The 19,084-nt window shown below is 60.5% G+C and carries 17 protein-coding genes; 5 read left to right on the forward strand and 12 right to left on the reverse strand.

Annotated features, from left to right (window positions below):
* Window positions 1-4 precede the first annotated feature (4 nt).
* From AC4PR2_RS15915 to rfaQ, 3 genes are read right to left on the reverse strand one after another with little or no spacing between them, the layout of a single operon-like run.
* The gene (locus AC4PR2_RS15915; RefSeq protein ID WP_197803978.1) at window positions 5-1,105 is read right to left on the reverse strand and encodes a glycosyltransferase; all 1,101 of its coding nucleotides are present in this window, start codon (window positions 1,103-1,105) and stop codon (window positions 5-7) included.
* Between the two features lie 2 nt (window positions 1,106-1,107).
* Window positions 1,108-2,235 carry a glycosyltransferase family 4 protein gene (locus AC4PR2_RS15920; protein ID WP_049270058.1) on the reverse strand — a complete coding sequence of 376 codons (1,128 nt, stop codon included), beginning with the start codon at window positions 2,233-2,235 and terminating at the stop codon, window positions 1,108-1,110.
* On the reverse strand, window positions 2,232-3,314 hold the full coding sequence (gene rfaQ / locus AC4PR2_RS15925; RefSeq protein ID WP_060441450.1) for a putative lipopolysaccharide heptosyltransferase III: 1,083 nt from the start codon (window positions 3,312-3,314) through the stop codon (window positions 2,232-2,234). The genes AC4PR2_RS15920 and rfaQ overlap by 4 nt, the downstream gene beginning before the upstream one ends.
* A gap of 210 nt (window positions 3,315-3,524) precedes the next feature.
* Here rfaQ and AC4PR2_RS15930 point away from each other — a divergent pair, with 210 nt between their 5' ends.
* Both AC4PR2_RS15930 and AC4PR2_RS15935 read left to right on the forward strand, forming a co-directional pair.
* On the forward strand, window positions 3,525-4,481 hold the full coding sequence (locus AC4PR2_RS15930; protein WP_060441451.1) for a polysaccharide deacetylase family protein: 957 nt from the start codon (window positions 3,525-3,527) through the stop codon (window positions 4,479-4,481).
* Between the two features lie 8 nt (window positions 4,482-4,489).
* The gene (locus AC4PR2_RS15935) at window positions 4,490-5,584 is read left to right on the forward strand and encodes a glycosyltransferase family 9 protein (RefSeq protein WP_197803980.1); all 1,095 of its coding nucleotides are present in this window, start codon (window positions 4,490-4,492) and stop codon (window positions 5,582-5,584) included.
* A 36-nt stretch (window positions 5,585-5,620) separates the two neighbouring features.
* Here AC4PR2_RS15935 and AC4PR2_RS15940 read toward each other — a convergent pair whose 3' ends face one another.
* The 6 genes from AC4PR2_RS15940 to rfaD are packed head-to-tail and all read right to left on the reverse strand — an operon-like array spanning window position 5,621 to window position 11,994.
* Window positions 5,621-6,598 (reverse strand): glycosyltransferase, encoded by a 978-nt coding sequence (locus AC4PR2_RS15940; RefSeq protein ID WP_180547941.1) that lies wholly within the window; start codon window positions 6,596-6,598, stop codon window positions 5,621-5,623.
* Window positions 6,595-7,836 carry an O-antigen ligase family protein gene (locus tag AC4PR2_RS15945; protein ID WP_197803981.1) on the reverse strand — a complete coding sequence of 414 codons (1,242 nt, stop codon included), beginning with the start codon at window positions 7,834-7,836 and terminating at the stop codon, window positions 6,595-6,597. Before AC4PR2_RS15945 ends, AC4PR2_RS15940 begins: the two co-directional genes overlap by 4 nt.
* A 28-nt stretch (window positions 7,837-7,864) precedes the next feature.
* The gene (locus AC4PR2_RS15950) at window positions 7,865-9,031 is read right to left on the reverse strand and encodes a glycosyltransferase family 4 protein (RefSeq protein ID WP_492175278.1); all 1,167 of its coding nucleotides are present in this window, start codon (window positions 9,029-9,031) and stop codon (window positions 7,865-7,867) included.
* Window positions 9,028-9,993: a lipopolysaccharide heptosyltransferase RfaC gene (rfaC, locus tag AC4PR2_RS15955; protein ID WP_047729607.1), complete on the reverse strand. Its 966-nt coding sequence runs from the start codon at window positions 9,991-9,993 to the stop codon at window positions 9,028-9,030. Before rfaC ends, AC4PR2_RS15950 begins: the two co-directional genes overlap by 4 nt.
* 2 nt (window positions 9,994-9,995) lie before the next feature.
* Entirely contained in the window at window positions 9,996-11,042 is a 1,047-nt protein-coding gene (gene rfaF / locus AC4PR2_RS15960; protein WP_047729608.1) for an ADP-heptose--LPS heptosyltransferase RfaF, read from the reverse strand.
* 22 nt (window positions 11,043-11,064) lie between these two features.
* Window positions 11,065-11,994: an ADP-glyceromanno-heptose 6-epimerase gene (gene rfaD / locus AC4PR2_RS15965; protein ID WP_047729609.1), complete on the reverse strand. Its 930-nt coding sequence runs from the start codon at window positions 11,992-11,994 to the stop codon at window positions 11,065-11,067.
* Between the two features lie 239 nt (window positions 11,995-12,233).
* Here rfaD and kbl point away from each other — a divergent pair, with 239 nt between their 5' ends.
* Window positions 12,234-13,430, forward strand: a complete 1,197-nt coding sequence (gene kbl / locus AC4PR2_RS15970) for a glycine C-acetyltransferase (protein ID WP_004931154.1) — start codon at window positions 12,234-12,236, stop codon at window positions 13,428-13,430.
* Between the two features lie 9 nt (window positions 13,431-13,439).
* Complete coding sequence (gene tdh / locus AC4PR2_RS15975; protein WP_025304682.1) at window positions 13,440-14,465, forward strand: L-threonine 3-dehydrogenase; 1,026 nt, start codon at window positions 13,440-13,442, stop codon at window positions 14,463-14,465.
* Window positions 14,466-14,505: 40 nt separating this feature from the next.
* Here tdh and AC4PR2_RS15980 read toward each other — a convergent pair whose 3' ends face one another.
* Genes AC4PR2_RS15980 through gpmM form a run of 3 tightly spaced genes read right to left on the reverse strand, consistent with a single transcriptional unit; the run spans window position 14,506 to window position 18,350 of the window.
* Entirely contained in the window at window positions 14,506-15,459 is a 954-nt protein-coding gene (locus AC4PR2_RS15980; RefSeq protein WP_492175279.1) for a divergent polysaccharide deacetylase family protein, read from the reverse strand.
* 2 nt (window positions 15,460-15,461) lie between these two features.
* A complete protein-coding gene (gene envC / locus AC4PR2_RS15985; RefSeq protein ID WP_049201812.1) occupies window positions 15,462-16,796 on the reverse strand; it encodes a murein hydrolase activator EnvC in 1,335 nt (444 codons plus the stop codon).
* A 9-nt stretch (window positions 16,797-16,805) separates the two neighbouring features.
* Window positions 16,806-18,350 (reverse strand): 2,3-bisphosphoglycerate-independent phosphoglycerate mutase, encoded by a 1,545-nt coding sequence (gene gpmM / locus AC4PR2_RS15990; RefSeq protein ID WP_060424981.1) that lies wholly within the window; start codon window positions 18,348-18,350, stop codon window positions 16,806-16,808.
* A 298-nt stretch (window positions 18,351-18,648) separates the two neighbouring features.
* Here gpmM and AC4PR2_RS15995 point away from each other — a divergent pair, with 298 nt between their 5' ends.
* Window positions 18,649-19,083: a rhodanese-like domain-containing protein gene (locus AC4PR2_RS15995; RefSeq protein WP_038872623.1), complete on the forward strand. Its 435-nt coding sequence runs from the start codon at window positions 18,649-18,651 to the stop codon at window positions 19,081-19,083.
* The last annotated feature ends 1 nt before the right edge of the window (window position 19,084 follow it).

A 19,084-nucleotide genomic window follows, 5' to 3' on the forward strand; every position in this document is an offset into this window, starting at 1 on the left:
TCTATTATTTTTCTTTCAGCTCAATATATTGACGGCAAATAGGCTCCAGCCCATAACTCAGCAATTGCTGTTGATTTATCTGGGGCGGATTGGCGTAAATTTCCGCCATTTTTTCTGCCAGCGACGCTTCGTTTAATTCCGCCAGCGCGTTAGCCATGCCGGCTTTTTCCAGAATTTCCGCAGGGCCGCCCGGGCAGCGAGTGCTGACCACCGGCGTGCCGCACAGCAGCGATTCCACCAGCACGTTACCAAACCCTTCGCTGTCGGAGCTGAGCACCAGCAGCGAGGCATGGCGAATAAACGGGTAGGGATTGGCCTGGAAACCGAGGAATAGCACGCGCTCTGCGATGCCCAGCTCTGTCGCCAGACGTTTGACCTCGGCGACTCTGGCATCGTCCCCGGTGCCGATCAAGGCCAGCGGTGCCTGAATGCCCGAGTGCGCATAGGCTTTCAGCAGACGGTCATGCCGTTTGGTAGCGTGAAAGCGGCCGACGTGCACCAGATAGTCCTGGCCGGCCAGTTCGCAAGGCGCCGCCGCCTGTTGCTGGATGGCGTCGATGTCGAACGGGTTGTTGATGACCGCCAGCCGGCGTGGGCGAATCGGCAAGTTCTGCTGCAGATCGTCGCCAACCGCCCGTGAAACGGCGACGATATTTCTTCCTTGGTAAACGTTGGCGATTTTGCGCTGCTTCAGCCAGCGATCCAGGCCCTTGCGGTGGCCGAGATAGGAGGTGGAGAGAATGCCGTGAATGCAGAACCACAGGCGATCCGCGGCCAACCGCTTACTGCGGCTGACGATGCGATCGGTTTTATGCAGATTGGAGAACACCAGATCGAACGCGCCGCGTTGGCGCTCGTGTTCGGCTATTGCCCGATCCAGCGCGGCGGCGCGGCGCGACAGCTCGGTCAGCTTGCGCCAGGGGGCACGGCTGCGATCGGCCACCACCTGATAATCAATGCCTGACGGGATAGGATAATTGCAGACGTCGCGCAGCGAGATGAGACTGACGTCATGCCCCTGTTGCTGCATGCCCTGGCACAGGGTCAGCACCACTTTTTCCGCGCCGCCTCCCGGCAGGCCGTCGATGATCATCAGAATACGCATAGCTAATCCAGTAACCGGTTATAGAGGGAAATCAGCTGTTCGGACAGATGCGCCGGCGTAGCCGTCATAATGCGCAATCTCGCCGCTTCGCCCATGGATGATCCCAGCGCCTGGCGCGGCAGCGCCCGAATGGCCTCCGTGATGGCCGGTACGTCGAGCGCGTCGGTCACGAAGCCGTTCTGGCCGGGGGTGATAAACTCGGCGCCGCCGCAGGTGGTGCTGGTGATAACCGGCAGGCCGCACGACATCGCTTCCAGAATCACATTCGGGAACGGATCGTACAGCGTCGGCAGGAGCAGCGCGTCCGCGGCCTGATAGAACGGCAAGGTCTGCTTCTGCACGCCCATAAAGTGAACCCGCTCGCCGCAGCCCAGCGACTGTGCCAGCGCTCGATAGCGTTTTTCGGCCTTGTCTTTGCCGACCACCAACAGATGGCTGTCGGTCGCCGCCACGGCGCGGATGGCGGCGGCCAGCCCTTTGCGCTCGAAACCGGAGCCGACGAAGATCAGGCAGTGCGCCCGTTGTGGGATCTGATACTGCTCGCGCAGACGTTGGCGCAGGGCCTCGTCGGCGGGCGGGAATTTTTGATTGTCGATGGCGTTATAGATCACCGTGATTTTGTCGGCGGGCACGCCAAAGTCGGCGATGATTTCCTGCTTGATCATCTCGGCGTTGCAGATGACGGCTTTCAGCTCCGGCGCGGCGTACATGGCGCGTTCGGCGCACATCACATAGCGGTGATAGCGATTGGAGAACAGCCATTTGCGGCGCCATTCCGGCAGCAGACGCGCACGCTGCAGCAACCAGCGGCGGTGTACGCCGTCGCCGGCGCGGTAGATGTCGCAGCCGGGAATGCGCTCGTGGCTTTGCACCAGATCGAAACGCTCTTTCTGCCACAGCGCCCTGGCTGCCACGGCGAAGCCTCGCTCGCGGCTGATGCGGCCGAGTTTTAACGGGTTGCACAGGTGGATATGCCAGTTGGGATTGGCGTCACCCTGCCATTCGCGGGTGATGACGTTCAGATCGAGATCCTGTTGCTCCAGCGCCTCCAGGGCGCGGGAAACGAAACGTTCGGCCCCGCCGTCCGGGCGGTATTTTTGGCGAACGATCGCCAAACGAAATGCTTTCATGCCAGCGTGCTCCGCGCGGCTGCAATCACCGCGTCTGTAGGAATAAGGTCGAGATACCGTTCGTCGGTGCCGGTATCAATGGCGTCCGGATCGGGCAGTTCGCCGAAGTCGCCGGCCCAGATCACGGCGCCGGTAGCCTGCCATGGCCGCCAGAAAGTCAGCTTGGAAGGGCCGAACAGCGCCACACACGGCGTTTGCAGCGCGGCGGCCATGTGCATCGGCACCGAATCCACGCCGATAAACAGCTTGGCGTGGTCGATCAGGGCGGCCAGCTGGCGCAGCGTCAGCTGGCCGGCCAACGAGATCACGCCCTGCGGCGGGCAGAGCGCCAAAATGCGTTCTACCATGGCTTGTTCTCTGGCGTCGGGGCCGGAGGTGATCACCAGCTGGTGGCCATCGGCCTGCAAGGCGGTGAGGGTGGCGGCCATTTTCTCTTCGCTCCAGCATTTGAAGAACCAGCGCGAGGTGGGCTGCACCACAATATAACTGCCGGCGACGCCCTGTTTCTGCAACCGTTGCTCACAGGCCTGCCAATCCTGCGGATCGTAACTCATGGTCACATGATCACTGAGCGCGGGCAGGTTCAGCGGCGCCAGCAGCGAGAGATTTTGTTCGACGGTATGCAGGTGGGCGTGATTGTCAACCGGCACCAGCTGCGTATGGCAGTGGCGCCACAGGAAGCCGCGGCGTTTGGGGAAATCGAAGCCCAGACGGATGCGCGCGCCGGTCAGGCGCGTGATAATGGCGCTGCGCCACTGATCGGCCAGGTTGACCACCAGATCGTAGCGCTGCGCCTTCAGGCGGCGCAACAGCGCCAGCTCGTGCCCCAGATGCGCGCGGGTGCCCTGTTTTTTCCATTGGCGGTCGATGGCGAACAGCGTCGACAGTTCCGGATTGCTGGCCAGCATCTCCTGCGTTTCCTGATACAGCAGCACATCGATCTGCGCCTGCGGGTAGTTTTGCCGCAGGCTGCTGATGACCGGCGTGACCAGCAGCATATCGCCGTGATGGCGCAGTTTTATGATCAAAATACGCTGTACGGATGGGGCGGAAGTTGGGGCTGGCGCGTCGTTCATCATGAGTCGCTTTCTGGGAAACCAATCTTTGATTCTAAATGACCCGATCGCATGTGGCTACTGTTGCAAGGTTTTCTTGCCGGGCCGCAAAAAAATCGCCGGGCCGGGGACGAATGCGCTTCAACGTTGTCCAAACCAGGCAGCAAAGTCGTTTGCCCTGGCGAAACGGCCTGCGTAACATAGTGTATTCTGTTGATATCAGGCTCGATATTCATGACTAAACCGGCGTTTCTCATCACCATTGATACCGAAGGCGATAATCTGTGGCAAAACCACGATCGCATCGCGACCGAAAACACGCGTTTTTTGCCGCGCTTTCAGGCCTTGTGCGAAAAATACGCCTTCAAACCGGTTTATCTCACCAACTATGAAATGGCGATGGATCCGGCTTACGTCGAGTTCGCGCGCGACGTGATCGCCCGCGGCGCCGGTGAAGTGGGCATGCATTTGCACGCCTGGAACAGCCCGCCTTTGACGCCGCTGACCGACGACGACTGGCGCCACAAACCCTATCTTATTGAGTATCCTGCCGACCAGATACGCGCCAAGGTCGATCACATGACCAAGCTGCTGGAAGATGCCTTTCAGACCAAAATGCTCAGCCATCGCGCCGGCCGCTGGGCGTTCAACGAATATTATGCCTCGCTGCTGCTGGAATACGGCTATCAGGTGGACTGTTCGGTGACGCCGCGGGTCAACTGGCAGTTTTCGCCGGGCAATCCGCAGGGCAACGGCGGCACCGATTACACCCGGTTCCCGTCGCAGGCTTATTTTATCGATCCGCAGAACATTGCCAAACCGGGCGCTTCGCCGCTGTTGGAAGTGCCGATGAGCATTCAGTACAAGCACTCGGCGCTGATGAACGCGTTCAAGCAAGGTTATGACCGGCTGCGCGGCAAGCGGCGTTCGCCGTCCGTCAACTGGCTGCGGCCGAGTGGTGGCAACGTGGCCAAGATGATAAGCGTGGCTGAGGCGTCGCTGGCGCAGGGGCATGACTACGTCGAATTTATGCTGCACTCCTCCGAATTTATGCCGGGCGGCAGCCCGACGTTCAAAACCGAGCAGGATATCGAAGGGCTGTACCGCGATCTGGAGCAGCTGTTTGACTGGCTGCAGCAGCGTACGGTGGGCATGACGCTGGCCGAGTATTATCAACTTAAAGCGAACTAAGCACGCACATGTCGAAGAAATGGAAAATCAAGGTTGCCGACTGGTTCTTGCGGCGCTATACGGCGAAGTACGGCCGTTTTCAGGACAAGGCGACGTTCGACGGCGCCCAGCAGTTTGACAATATCGTCATCTATTCCACCACGGCGTTGGGCGACTTCATGTTCAACACGCCGGCATTGAGGGCGATGAGGGAACGCTACCCCAATGCGCACATCACGCTGGTGGTGCACAAGAAAAACCGCGAGCTGGTGGAAAACGGCCGTTATTACGATCGCGTGGTGTATTGGGACAGCAAGATCAAGACGATACGCCCATTGCTGAAATCGCTGCGCGAACATCAGCCGGATTTGGCGCTGATTCTGCACTCCCACCTGCCTTATGACATCATCAGCGCCGTACTGGCCGGGGCGAAGTACATTATCAGGGATAACTACAGCTCGGGCATTTGCGGGCTGGAGCCTTGGCTGACCAACTATATCTTCCATTATTACGGCCACTTTGTACGCCGCAAACTGGAGCTGATTTCCATCTTAGGCTGCCGCAGCGACGATCCGACGATGGAAATTCCCGTGGATTATCAGCGCGGCGTCAAAAGCAGCGAGCATCCCACCATCGGTTTTCAGCTGGGGGCGTCAACAGAGTCGCGTTGCTGGCCGGTTTCGCACTATGCGCGGCTGGCCGATGAGCTGGTGGCGAAGCACTCCAATGTGCGCATCGTGCTGATTGGCGCACCGTTCGACGACGGCAAGGCCAAACAGTTTATGAGCCTGATCGGCCCGCAAACGCAGGCCTGCGTGGATAACCAGATCGGTAAAACGGGGCTGCAAGGCTTGCTGACGTTGATCGACAGTTTCCATGTTCTGGTCACCGGCGATACCGGGCCGCTGCATCTGGCAGTGGCGTTGAAGGTGAAAACCATCAGCCTGTTCGTGACCGCCGACTCACGCTCCACCGGCCCGATTCAGGATGCTGAACTGCACCGCATCATTCAGGTGTCGCGTACCGGCTATACGATGCCGCTGGAGGCGGAAAGCCCGATGGGGGTCATCCAGCCGCAGCGGATTTATGAGGAGCTGGTCGCGCACGTGCCTTTAGCGCACTGAGGGAGCGACGACGCATCGGCCGCCCGGCCGATGCGGTTAGTGCGGCTTGCGCCCGCGCAGCTTCGAAAGAAAGGTATCCACTCGCGCATAGCGCATCTGGCGGACTTTTTTGCCCGGCACGTCGCTGTTGCGGCAGATATCGGCGGCGCGGCGCAGGATGTGCAGCGTTGCCGGCGCGTAATGATAATAGCCGTATACCGCCTTCGACATGCTTTTCACCTCGGAAAAGCAGTTGGCCAGCATCAGGGCGGCCAACCGGCGCAGCGGCTCATCCCCGGGATGCTGCGCCACAAAACGCAGCATCTTCTCCATGGCGAACAGCAGATCTTCAATATCTTTGGGTTTGATATTGCGAGTGATGCCTTGGCTGTTATCCCGATAGAAATAGAGCTCGCAGTCCAGATGGGCGATGCGGCGGGTTTTGAAATACTGAAAAGGCGTGAAAATCACGTCTTCATAGCGCCTGCCGTCTTCGAACGTTTCCCCTTCCAGCAGCGTGCGTTTATACACGCGGCTCCAGAGATGCCACATCGAGCGTGCGAACAGCGGTTGCAGGCAGCCGAGCCCCAACTGTGAAAAGTCGTAGGTTACGGGCTGAGTCGCGCGGTTATCCGGAGTCGGCGGTTGTTCGGTGAACTTCTGATAATTAAAGTCGATCAGGTCATTTTCACCGGCGGTAAGCAGGGGCCGCAGGATCGCCAGATAGTCGTCGCTCAGCAGATCGTCGCCGTCGAGGAAAGTGAGATAGCGGCCGGTGGCCAGCCGTAAGCCGACGTTGCGGGCGTGCGCAATGCCGCCGTTGGGCTGTGAAGTAAAGACCACGCGCGGGTGCCGCCGCTGCGCCAGATATTGGCTGACCAGCGCACCGGAGGCGTCGGTGGAGCCATCATCGATGATCACCACCTCGATATCGTCGCTAATCTGCGCAAATAACGAATCCAGCGCAGCGATAACGAACGCTTCATTATTATAAAACGGCACGATAACGCTGAGCAGCGGCTCCTGAGGATTCACGGGGTGGGCTCCTGAACAGGGGGCTGTTTCGTGACGGAAAGAACGGCGGCGATCAGCGCCAGGCAGAACATGGCGGTGCCTTCCGTGCTGAAGAAGATGACGTCGCTCAGGCCGTAAACGAACAGGCTGACGCTAACGCTCAGCAGCAGCGCGTTGCGCTGTGGCCGGAACGAAGAGAAGAACAGACAGACATAGAGCGCCAGCAGCAGCAGTACGCCCCAGACGCCCTTGAGCGAGTAGGTTTCCAGCAGCTCGTTGTGCAGGTGGACGTTGATGTAGGGCATGACGCCAGACAGGCGAGGTTGCTGTGCGACCATTGCACGGATCTCTTCGCCGCGCTGTTCGGCGGATTGGCCCCAAGGGGCTTGTGAACCGGTGCGCCATGCCAGCGTTTGCATCGACAGCCGTGAAATGATCGAGTTTTCAGTCTGTGGCTGATCCATCAGACGCATATCGGTCTCAAAGGCCTGAATGCGTTCTTCTATCTGCGGTTTAAACACCAGGCCGCAGGCTACGAGCAGCAGCGGTACCGAGGCCACCAACGCGAGTTTGTGTTTCCTGGAAACCAGCTGCTTGGTCGCCAGCAGCGACAGGCAGACCGCTACCGGGTAGACCAACATGGCCGCGCGCGTGCCGGTGAGCACCAGCGCAGAGAAGGACAGCAGGAACGCAGCGATGTACAACGCCAGGCGGTAGCGGGTGCGCAGCATCAGGATGGCTTGCATCATCACCAGATCGATGGCGGTCATCAGGTAGGCGGCGACCGTGGCGCGATCGAAGTTGAGCTCTACGCGCGGGATATCCAGCCGCAATCCCTGATAGAGGGAATAGGCGTTGACCGCCAAGCCGGTGGCGAGAGCCACGACGATCAGCAGGCGCTGCATGCACAACCGCTCATTGAGCGCGATCAGCAAAATGAAAGCGGTCGCGAGCTGCAGTTTGCCGGTCGACATATAAGAGCGATAAATATTGATGTACTCACCCGGCTGTTTGAAGTGATGCATCCAGAGGATGGTTCCCATGCCCACGCTGAACATCAGCGCGGGCAGCAGCAGATTTCTCGCGTTGCTGAAGTAGTAGCGCGGGTACAGGCAAACGGCGATAAAGGCGATGTAGCTGGAAACGTAAAACAGATTGCGTCCGGTCGCGGAACCGAAAGGGATGGTGCAAAAAGCGATGGCGCACCCCAGATAGATCAGATAGCTGAAGGCAGGGTGCGGCGTTCTGTGTTTTAGCATCGGGCGTGTTTTCCGGCTCACGTTTCAATTAAGCGATAAAGGATCGCAGCGTGTCGTCGAACTCAGCTTTGAACTGAGCATAGTTGAAATGTTCCGCAGGGTAGCGCTGCGCATTTCGGCTCAGAGTCTGGTAGGTTTCGCGCGCCAGCAATTTCTCAACGGCATCCGCACAGTCGAGATGCGACAGCAGCTTGGGCGCCACCAGGCTGTCGGTCAACGGATCGTAGACCTCATGCGGGAAGTCGACCTCGATATCGGTGAGCTGCCGGTGTTGTGCGACGGTGACCGACGGCGTCAGGCCAATGCCGCAGACGCCGTCCTTGACCGCTTCCGGCTGGCCGTCAACCTGCGGGAAAATGACCGGCACGCCGAAATAGAGCGATTCCATGCAGGACAAGCCGAACGGCTCGGTGATCGGCGTGCTCATGTAGATGTGCGTGCGATTGAAGAAGCCAGCGACGTCATCCTGATAACCGCTGAAGGTGACGCGGTCGCCGAGCTGAAGCCGGGCCGCCAGCGCCTCGAACGCCGCGCGATCCGGCCCTTTGCCGGCCACTTCCAGCGTGACGTCATGCCCGCGCCGCAGCAGTTCCTGCATCATCAATAATGAAACGCTGATGCCTTTCAGGCTGACCAGGCGTGAAGCGGTGCCGATCCTGACCGGCTGCGACAGCGTTTTCGGCGCAGTGTCGATCCCCGCCGGCGTCTTGATGCGGTTGATCACCACGTGATTTGGGCAAGGCAGATTAAAACGCAGCTCCATCACCCGCTTCGACGCGTGCGAGGCGGAAATGACGCCGTCCTGCATGGCGAAGAAACTCAGCGTCTTTTTATTCTTGGGGTAACGCCAGGAGCAGCCGTGATCGTAGTAAACCAGCTTGCCGCGTTTGGGTTTGGCCGCCAGCCCCGGCACCAGGTCCCAGACGATCACCACGTCGGCGTTCGCCCGCTCGATTTTCCACTTCAGCAAAAATTTGCGCAGGAACTGCGGGCAGCGTAACGGCAGCACATTGATCAGGCGGTTGGCGAAGGTGACGGGCTGATGCGCAGGCAACTGGCGGCGGATCTCTTCGCCAATGTCGCCGCTGATGCACAAGACCTGGTTGCTGCCGTCGGTGGTATCGTTGATGTACTGCAGGAACAGGCGTTCGACGCCGCCCATTTTACCCAGGTTGATAATATGCAGTTTTTTCATGCTATAACCTTTTGCAACGCCTGCCATGCCGTATCGGCGTCGATTGTCGCCATGCTTTTTTCCGGCGAAATCAGCGAGTGCTGATTTTGCCCGTAGCCGCCGATCAGGCCGGGATCGGTCGGCCCGAACAGCGTGATGTTGGGTTTGTCGAGCGCGGCGGTCAAATGGCTGAGCCCGGTGTCGACCGAGACCACGCCCTTGGCGCCGGCCAGCACCTCGGCCACCTGCTGCAGGCTGAGCTTCGGCAGCACTTCGACATGTGAAAAACCTTCCGCCAACCGCAGCGCGCGCTGATGTTCATGCTCTGCGCCCCACGGCAGTTTGATCTTCAGCCCGCTGTCGGCCGTCAGCGCGATCAGCTCGCGCCAGTTCTGCTCCGGCCAGTGCTTGTCGTCACGCGTCGTCGCGTGCAGAAACACCAAATACTGCCCGGCATCGGCCGGCGGGCGGCTGAGAAAGCGCGCGGCGATGGCGTAATCGCCGTAGCTGCCCGGTTTGTCGTAACCGAGGCTTTTGGCGAACAGCTCACGGGTGCGTTCCACCGCGTGCTGCTGTTTGTCTATCTCATGGCGCACGTTGTAGAACCAGCTGGCGAACGGCTCGCGCGCGCTCTTGCAGTCCGGGCCATGTTTGTTGCCTTTGGCGATGCGCGTGATCAGCGCGGCGCTTTTGATCAGGCCCTGCGCGTCGATCACCACGTCGTAACGGCGTTCTTGCAGCGCGCGCTTGAAGTCGCAGCGCTGTTGCCGGGTGTCGTTGCCGAACCAGTTCTTGCGCCAGCGGCGAATGGCCACCGGGATCACGCGATCCACCGCCGGGTGCCAGGTGGGGATTTGGCTGAAGCCTTCTTCCACTACCCAGTCGAAGCGGATATCGGGAATGGCCTGCAGCGCGTCGGTCAGGGCGGGCAGCGTATGCAGCACGTCCCCCATCGAGGAGGTTTTTACGATTAACACCTGCATGACTATTCCTCGCTGGCGACAAGTAACGGCGTCAGCGCGTCCAACACTTGCTGCGGCTGAATATCGATCAAACTTTGGTGGTACCCCTGCTCGGCATCGCCCTTACGCACCTTGTGGTAGCCGCTGATCAAGCGAATGACCCGCGCCTTGTCGGAGAGCGGCGGCGTGAAGTCGGGGCTGCTTGGGCCGTACAAGGCTATCAGCGGTTTGTTCAACGCTGCGGCAACGTGCATTAAGCCCGAGTCGTTGCTGACCACTGCCCGGCAGGCCGCGATCAGGATCACCGCCTGCTCCAGCTGGGTTTTTCCGGCCAGGTTAAGGCAGAAATCGCGCGCGTCTTCCTGCAGCGCGGCGCGGATCTGTTCGCCGGCCTCGTGGTCTTTCGCCGAACCGAACAGCGCTATTTGATAGCCGCTCTCGATCAGCCGCTGAGCCAGTGCCGCGTAGTGATAGTGCGGCCAGCGTTTGGCGGGGCCGAACTCTGCGCCCGGGCAGAAGCCGACGATCGGTCGGCTGCCGGTCAGGTTGAACGCTGCGGTGGTGTCGGCGATTTCTTCGTCGCTCACCTGCAGCTGCGGCCACAGCAGCGGCTGCGGCAGATCGTCGGCGCGCTGAATGCGGCCTTTATCATAGGCCAGCGCCACGTAGCGCTGCACCATCAGCGGGAAGGCCGCCTTGTCGAGCACGCGGACGTCGTTCAGCAGGCCGTAACGCATTTCGCCCCGCCAGCCGGTACGCTGCGGGATATCGGCAAAGAAAGGCACCAGCGCGGATTTGAACGAGTTGGGTAGAACGTAAGCGCGATCGTAACGGTTGGCGCGCAGGGCCCGCCCCAGGCGGCGACGCTCGCCGAGCCCCAGCGCGCCGTGGCCCAGCGGCATCGCCAGCGCCTGATTGACTTCCGGCATGCGCGCCAGCAGCGGGCGGCACCAGGCCGGCGCCATCACATCGATCTCCGCCGACGGGTATTCGGCCTTCAGGGTGCGATAGAGACTTTGCGACATCATCATGTCGCCAACCCAAGAAGGGCCGATAACCAGTATTTTCATACCCAGCGTTAATTCCTTCAGCTTATGCGGTGCGGTTCAACCAGGCCATGTACTCTTTCACGCCTTCGGCGACCGTTTTGAACGGTGCGTCGTAGCCGGCGGCGCGCAGCTTGGTCAGATCGGCCTGGGTGTAAGCCTGATAGCGGCCCTTCAGCTTCTCCGGGAACTCGATGTATTCCACCGCGCCCTTCTGGTGGAAGTCCACCACCGCGTCGGCCACCGCCTGGAAGGTTTCCGCCCGGCCGGTGCCGCAGTTGAAGATGCCGGATTTGCCGGTTTCCCAGAACCACAGGTTAACCGCCGCTACGTCGCCGACGTAGATGAAGTCACGCTTGAAGTTTTCGCTGCCGGCGAACAGCTTCGGGTTTTCGCCGCGGTTGATCTGGGTATTCAGGTGGAAGGCGACGCTGGCCATGCTGCCTTTGTGGCCTTCGCGCGGGCCGTAAACGTTGAAGTAGCGGAAGCCACAGATCTGCGAGTCCGCTTCCGGCAGAATCTCGCGCACGTACTGGTCGAACAGGAATTTGGAGTAGCCGTACACGTTGAGCGGCGCTTCATACTCCCGCTCTTCGATGAACTCTTCGCGGCCGCCGTAAGTGGCGGCGGAGGAGGCGTACAGGAACGGGATTTCGCGATCCAGGCAGTAGTGCAGCAGGTCTTTGGAGTACTGATAGTTATTGTCCATCATGTACTTGCCGTCCCACTCGGTGGTCGCGGAGCAGGCGCCTTCGTGGAAGACCGCTTCGATATCGCCCAGATCGTCGCCGGCCACGATGCTGGCGACAAAGTCTTCTTTATCGATATAGTCAGCGATGTCCAGATCGACCAGGTTGACGAACTTGGTGCCGTCTTTCAGGTTATCCACCACCAGGATATCGCGATATCCCTTGTCGTTCAGTGCCTTAATGATGTTGCTGCCGATCATGCCGGCGCCGCCTGTGACGATAATCATTGGGTTACCCCTGCTAAGCTGCTGGTGGAGCACAATGCCCCACGCTCAATGGCGGTTATCATAGCATTTCATGCCGCGGCAAACAGCGGAAGGGCTCCGAATATCCCGCATTGCCATTGAAGCCCGCCTTTTGCCGTGATATCTGCTGCAATTTTAATATTCTCTCCCGCGCATTCTCGTCAGTTTGGTTACAAATCAGTAAAATATGCCGCAAATAGCCCAATCCTGGAGATAACCGAATGTCAGCGTCTTTTTATCAGCAGTTGGAACAACAGCTTGCCGCCACTCGCAGTGAAGGGCTGTTCAAGGAAGAACGCATCATCACCTCCGCGCAACAGGCGGATATCGCCGTTGCCGACGGCAGCCATGTGATCAACTTCTGCGCCAATAACTACCTGGGTTTGGCCAATCATCCGGCGCTGATCGCCGCCGCCAAGTCGGGAATGGACAGCCACGGTTTCGGCATGGCGTCGGTGCGCTTCATCTGCGGCACCCAGGACAGCCACAAGCAGCTGGAACAGAAACTGGCGGCTTTCTTGGGCATGGAAGACGCGATCCTGTACTCCTCCTGCTTCGACGCCAACGGCGGGCTGTTCGAAACCCTGCTGGGCCCGGAAGACGCCATTATCTCCGATGCGCTGAACCACGCGTCGATCATCGACGGCGTGCGCCTGTGCAAGGCCAAGCGCTATCGCTACGCCAATAACGACATGACCGAGCTGGCCGCACAGCTGAAGCAGGCCAAAGCCGACGGCGCGCGTCACATCCTGATCGCCACCGACGGCGTATTCTCGATGGACGGCGTGATCGCCAACCTGAAAGGGGTTTGCGATCTGGCGGACGAGTATCAGGCTCTGGTGATGGTGGATGACTCCCACGCGGTGGGCTTTGTCGGCGCCAACGGGCGTGGCACCCATGAATACTGCGAAGTGATGGGCCGCGTCGATATCATTACCGGTACGTTAGGCAAAGCGCTGGGCGGCGCTTCCGGCGGCTACACCGCCGCCAAGAAAGAAGTGGTGGAGTGGCTGCGCCAGCGTTCGCGCCCGTACCTGTTCTCCAACTCGCTGGCGCCGGCGATCGTCGCCGCGTCGATCAAAGTGCTGGAACTGCTGGAAGAGGGCGACGCCCTGCGCGATCGCCTGTGGGCCAACGCGCGTCTGTTCCGCGAAAAAATGACCGCCGCCGGCTTCACATTGGCCGGCGCCGATCACGCCATCATCCCGGTCATGCTGGGTGAGGCGAAGCTGGCGCAGGAATTCGCCAATGCGTTGCTCAAGGAAGGCATCTATGTGACCGGTTTCTTCTATCCGGTGGTGCCGAAAGGCCAGGCGCGCATCCGCACCCAGATGTCCGCCGACCACACCCCGGAGCAAATCGAACGCGCAGTGGCGGCGTTTACACGTATCGGTAAGGATCTTGGCGTTATTGCATAAGGTAAAACCATGAAAGCACTGTCAAAACTGAAAGCGGAAGAAGGGATTTGGATGACCGACGTGCCTCAGCCGGAGCTGGGCCACAACGACATCATGATCAAAATCCGCAAAACCGCGATCTGCGGCACCGATGTGCATATCTACAACTGGGACGAGTGGTCGCAAAAAACCATTCCGGTTCCGATGGTGGTCGGCCATGAATACGTGGGCGAAGTGGTGGCGATCGGTCAGGAAGTCAAAGGTTTCAGCATCGGCGATCGCGTGTCCGGCGAAGGCCATATCACCTGCGGCCACTGCCGCAACTGCCGCGGCGGCCGCACGCACCTGTGCCGCAACACCGTCGGCGTGGGCGTGAACCGTCCGGGCAGCTTCGCGGAATACCTGGTGATCCCGGCGTTCAACGCCTTCAAGATCCCGGATAACATCTCCGACGAACTGGCTTCGATCTTCGATCCGTTCGGCAATGCGGTGCACACCGCGCTGTCGTTCGATCTGGTCGGGGAAGACGTGCTGGTCTCCGGCGCCGGCCCGATCGGCATCATGGCGGCGGCGGTGTGCAAACACGTCGGCGCCCGTCATGTGGTGATCACCGACGTTAACGAATACCGTCTGGAACTGGCGCGCAAGATGGGCGTGACCCGCGCGGTGAACGTCAGCAAGGAAAATCTCAACGACGTGATGGCTGAGCTGGGCATGACCGAAGGGTTCGACGTCGGTCTGGAAATGTCCGGCGCGCCGCCGGCGTTCCGCACGCTGCTCAATGCGATGAACCACGGCGGGCGTATCGCCATGCTGGGCATTCCGCCTTCGGACATGTCGATAGACTGGAACCAGGTTATCTTCAAAGGGCTGTTTATCAAAGGGATTTACGGCCGCGAAATGTTCGAAACCTGGTACAAGATGGCGGCGCTGATCCAGTCCGGGTTGGATTTGACCCCGATCATCACCCACCGCTTCTCGATCGACGAGTTCCAGCAGGGCTTCGACGCCATGCGCTCCGGCAAATCGGGCAAAGTGGTGCTGAGCTGGGATTGATCTCGGCAAACGTGAAAAGGGCCGGCATGCCGGCCCTTTTTTATGCTTGCGGTTTGGCTTGCGTCCAGTGCTGCCAATGACGCTTGATGAAGGTCACCGGCGGCGAGCTGGCGATGCTGTCGGCGATGATGCCCAGTGCGGTACCGGCGTTGGTTTTTTCCTTCGGCGGTTTGACCTTGCACTGCTTGATGCCGCCGCTGAACGGGTTGTTCGGCTGCGGTTTTTGCGGTTTGACCGGCGGCGGGACGTAGCTGCCGCCAGCGTTGCCCTGCGGTTCGTTCAGCAGCGCGCTCGGTTTGACCAGCACGATATCGGCGGGCAGCGATGGCAGCATCTGCTGCAGCACCTTTACCGTCGCCGGGCGCGGGTGGCCGATGGCGATGGCGGAGCCGTTGCGCCGCGCCAATTCGACCGCGCGGTTGAACTGGCGGCGGATGTCGGCTTCGTTCGCGGTATCGTCGAGAAACACCTTGCGTTTGATCACTTTCACGCCGGTGCCGGCCGCGGCGCGGGTCGCCTGGCTGCTGCCGATGGTCATGCTGTCGAGGAAGTACAGGCGGTAGCTTTCGAGCGCCTGCATCACTTTCTGCATGCCCGGCAGGCTGGAGGTCATGGCGCTGCCCATGTGGTTGTTCATGCCGACCGCGTAGGGCACGTTGTTCACCGCATTGCGGATGATGCGCTGGATCTCGTCGCTGCTCATGGAAGGCTGCAGGGTATCGCGCTCCAGCGGCTGCTTGCTGAGCGGCGCCATCGGCATGTGGATCAAGACTTCGCGGCCCTGGCTGTGGGCGCGGGTGGCCATCAGGCGGGCATGCGGCGCGTTGGGCAACACCGCGACCGAGATCGCCGTCGGCATTTGCAGCACCGCGTTTTCTTCGTGAGGGCGGTAGCCCACGTCATCGATGACGATGGAGAGTTTTCCTGCCTGCGCAGCGTAAACCTGCAGCAGACAGCCTATTAACAGAGCTGTTCGGGTTTTGACATAGCGCAAATCTATCTTCCCAACCACGGCAGTGGGTTAACCGCCTGTCCCTGACGACGGATTTCGAAATAGAGCGACGGCGTTCCCTGGCCGCCGCTGGTGCCGACCAGAGCGATCGGCTGGCCGGCGCGCACCTGCGCCCCGACGTTGACCAACGCGCTTTGGTTGTAGCCGTACACGCTCATGTCGCCTTTACCGTGTTCGACCACCACCATCAGGCCATAGCCTTGCAGCCAGTCGGCCAGCAGCACGCGGCCATCGGCGACGGCTTTCACTTCGCTGCCTTCGCGGGCTTCGATCACCATGCCTTTCCAGCGTAGCTCGCCCTGCTGCTGTTCGCCAAAGCCGTGCAGCGTGCGGCCGCGCACCGGCCACATCAGCTGGCCGGCCGGACGACCGAGGCCGCCGGTTCGCGCCATCAGCGAGCGATCGGCTTCGCTAGGTTTGTAGGTCGTGCCGGTTTTCTTCGCCTGCTGCTCCTTGATGCGCACCTGTTCGCGCACCTTGGCCGCTTCACGCGCTTCGCGTTCGGCGCGCGCACGGGCTTCGCGCTCCGCCCGAGCGATCTTGTCGCGCATGCGGGCTTCGTTCTGGCGCAGTTCCACCAGGCGTTGTTGGTCTTTTTCCAGCGAGGCTTCCAGCGCGGTCAGCGTTTTCTTGCGGGCGCCACGCGCCTGCTCCAGCTTCTGCTGCTGCGTCTGTTGCTCGCCCAGTAAGGATTTTTGCTGGCCCTGTTTGGCCACCAGCGTGGTTTTTTGCTTCGCCAGCTCGGCGCGGGTCTGCTTCAGCTCTTCGATGGTTTTCTGACGCGCTTCGTTCAGATAGCCGAAATAGGCCAGAATACGTTCGCTGCGCTGGCTTTCTTCACCGCTGAGGATCAGCTGCACGGCGCTGTGCTGCCCTTGCCGGAAGGCGGCGTCGAGCTGTTTGGCGAGGAGGTTTTGTTGGGTCGATTGCTGCTTTTGCAGTTTGGCTATCGAGGCGTTCAGGCCGGAAATGTCTTTGCCCAGCTGGGTGAGCGTGCCCTGGGTGTCGCGCAACTGGCGGCTGGCCTGGGCGATGGTTTTTTCCTGCTGACGCAGCTGATCCTGCAGCGAGCTGCGCTGCTGTTGCTGCTGCTTCACCGCTTTTTCTTTCTCGGCGATGCTCTGCTGGATGTCTTTCAGCTGGGATTTATTGTCTTCCGCCGCCTGGCCGGCGAGCGGCAACAGCAAGACGCCAGCGCAAAATACGCTGGCGCACATGGCGGTGAACGTCCTTGGCGCGGTGCGTTCAGGCAGCGGTCGGCTGCCTGCGTTTGCGCTTCGGGTTACCCTTGATAGTGCAAAAAACGCCTTCTCCCTCATGGAGAAGGATTATTCCACGATGAACAGCGGCTTACCAGTCATCTCTTGCGGGATTTCCATTCCCATCAGCGTTAACAGGGTTGGCGCGATGTCCGAAAGCTTGCCGCCTTCGACCGCCCGCGCCGGTTTGCCGACGTAAATCAATGGCACCGGCAGGCTGGTGTGGGCGGTGTGCGCCTGGCCGGTGGCCGGATCGCGCATCTGCTCGGCGTTGCCGTGATCGGCGGTGATCAGCAGCTGGCCGTCGACGTCGCGCACTGCATCAACCACCTGGGCGATGCAGGCGTCCAGCGTTTCCACCGCTTTGACCGCCGCTTCATACACGCCGGTATGCCCTACCATGTCGCCGTTCGGGTAGTTGCAGATAATGGCATCGTATTTGCCGCTGCGGATGGCGCTCAGCAGCTTGTCGGTCAGCTCGGCGGCGCTCATCTCCGGCTGCAGATCGTAGGTGGCAACCTTCGGCGAGTTGACCAGCACGCGGTCTTCGCCCTTGAACGGCGTTTCCACGCCGCCGTTATAGAAGAAGGTGACGTGGGCGTATTTTTCGGTTTCCGAGATGCGCAGCTGGGTTTTGTCGTGCTTCATCAGCCATTCGCCGAAGGTGTTGGCCAGCGACGCCGGCGGATAGGCGCAGGCGGTTGCGATGTCGGCGGCGTATTCGGTCAGCATCACGAAATCGCCGAACTGCACCTGTTTGGCGCGTGGGAAACCGTCGAAATCCGCGTTCACGAAGGCGCGGGTGATCTGGCGCGCGCGGTCGGCGCGGAAGTTCATGAAGATCAACGCGTCGCCGTCCTGCATTGCGGCATCGGCCTCACCGGCGGCGCGGATCACGGTCGGTCTGACGAACTCGTCGTTTTCCCCGCGCTGATAAGCGGCCTGCAGGCCGGCGATCGCATCCTCGGCCACGGCGTCGCCTTTGGCCGCGGTCAGCAGGTCATAGGCCAGCTGCACGCGATCCCAGCGGTTGTCGCGGTCCATCGCGTAGTAGCGGCCGATCAGCGAGGCGATGCGCCCGACGCCCAGCGCGGCGAAAGCGTCGCGGCAGCGTTGCAGCGGGGCTTCGGCGCTGCGCGGCGGCGTGTCGCGCCCGTCGAGGAAGGCATGCAGATAAACGGCTTTGGCGCCGCGTTGGGCGGCCAGCTTGATCATGGCCAGGATGTGCTCGTCGTGGCTGTGCACGCCGCCCGGCGACAGCAGGCCCATGATATGCACCGCCTTGTCGGCCGCTACGGCCTTATCGACGGCGGCGGTCAGCACCGGGTTGGCGAAGAAGTCGCCGTCGGCGATCGCTTTGTCCAGTCGGGTCAGATCCTGGTACACGATGCGCCCGGCGCCCAGGTTGACGTGGCCGACTTCGGAGTTGCCCATTTGCCCATCGGGCAGGCCGACATCCAGCCCGGAAGCGGCGATCAGCGTATGCGGCTGCTCCCGCCACAGGCGATCCATCACCGGGGTGCCGGCGTTCAGGATCGCGTTGTCCTGCCGCTCTTCACGATGGCCGTAACCGTCCAGGATCACCAGTACCATCGGTTTTTTGTTGCTCGACATTGCATTGACCTCTTATGAACTTTTTAAGCTGCGAATAGCCATGCGCCCGCCGCAGGCATGGCTATTCACCCTCGAAAAAACCGGCTGATTTTACACCGCCGGCGGCGATAAATAGCCCAAAGAGATCAAGGTTGCGGCAAATCGCGCGGGCTTTTATGCTCTGACGTCGGGAATTTCTCAGCGCAGCCCGCAGTTTCTACAATCGCGCTTGCTTATTGGCTGTATTTGCCGCACTCGGCAGGTATACTCTGGAACCTTGACTTATTTATCCCTTAACTGACGGGAGTTGTTACACCCCATGCTGCAAGAAATTATGCCATTCGTAAGCAGACACCCTATTCTGAGCCTGGCTTGGATCGCTCTGCTGGTCGCCGTGATCGTCATGACCTTCAAAAGCCGTTTCTCCAAGGTCAAAGAGATCGCCCGCGGTGAAGCTATTCGCCTGATCAACAAAGAAGAAGCCGTGGTGGTCGACACCCGCAGCCGCGACGATTTCCGCCGTGGTCACCTGGCCAACGCCATCAACCTGACCGCCAGCGAAATCAAAAACGGCAGCCTGGGCGAGCTGGAAAAACACAAAGCGCAGCCGATCATCGTCGTGTGCGCCAACGGCACCGCCTCCCGCGAGCCGGCGGAGAACCTGAGCAAGGCCGGTTTTGAAAAGGTGACTATGCTGAAAGACGGCATTTCCGGCTGGAGCGGAGAAAACCTGCCGCTGGTGCGCGGTAAGTAAC

It is taken from the genome of Serratia sp. A07, assembly GCF_058725505.1.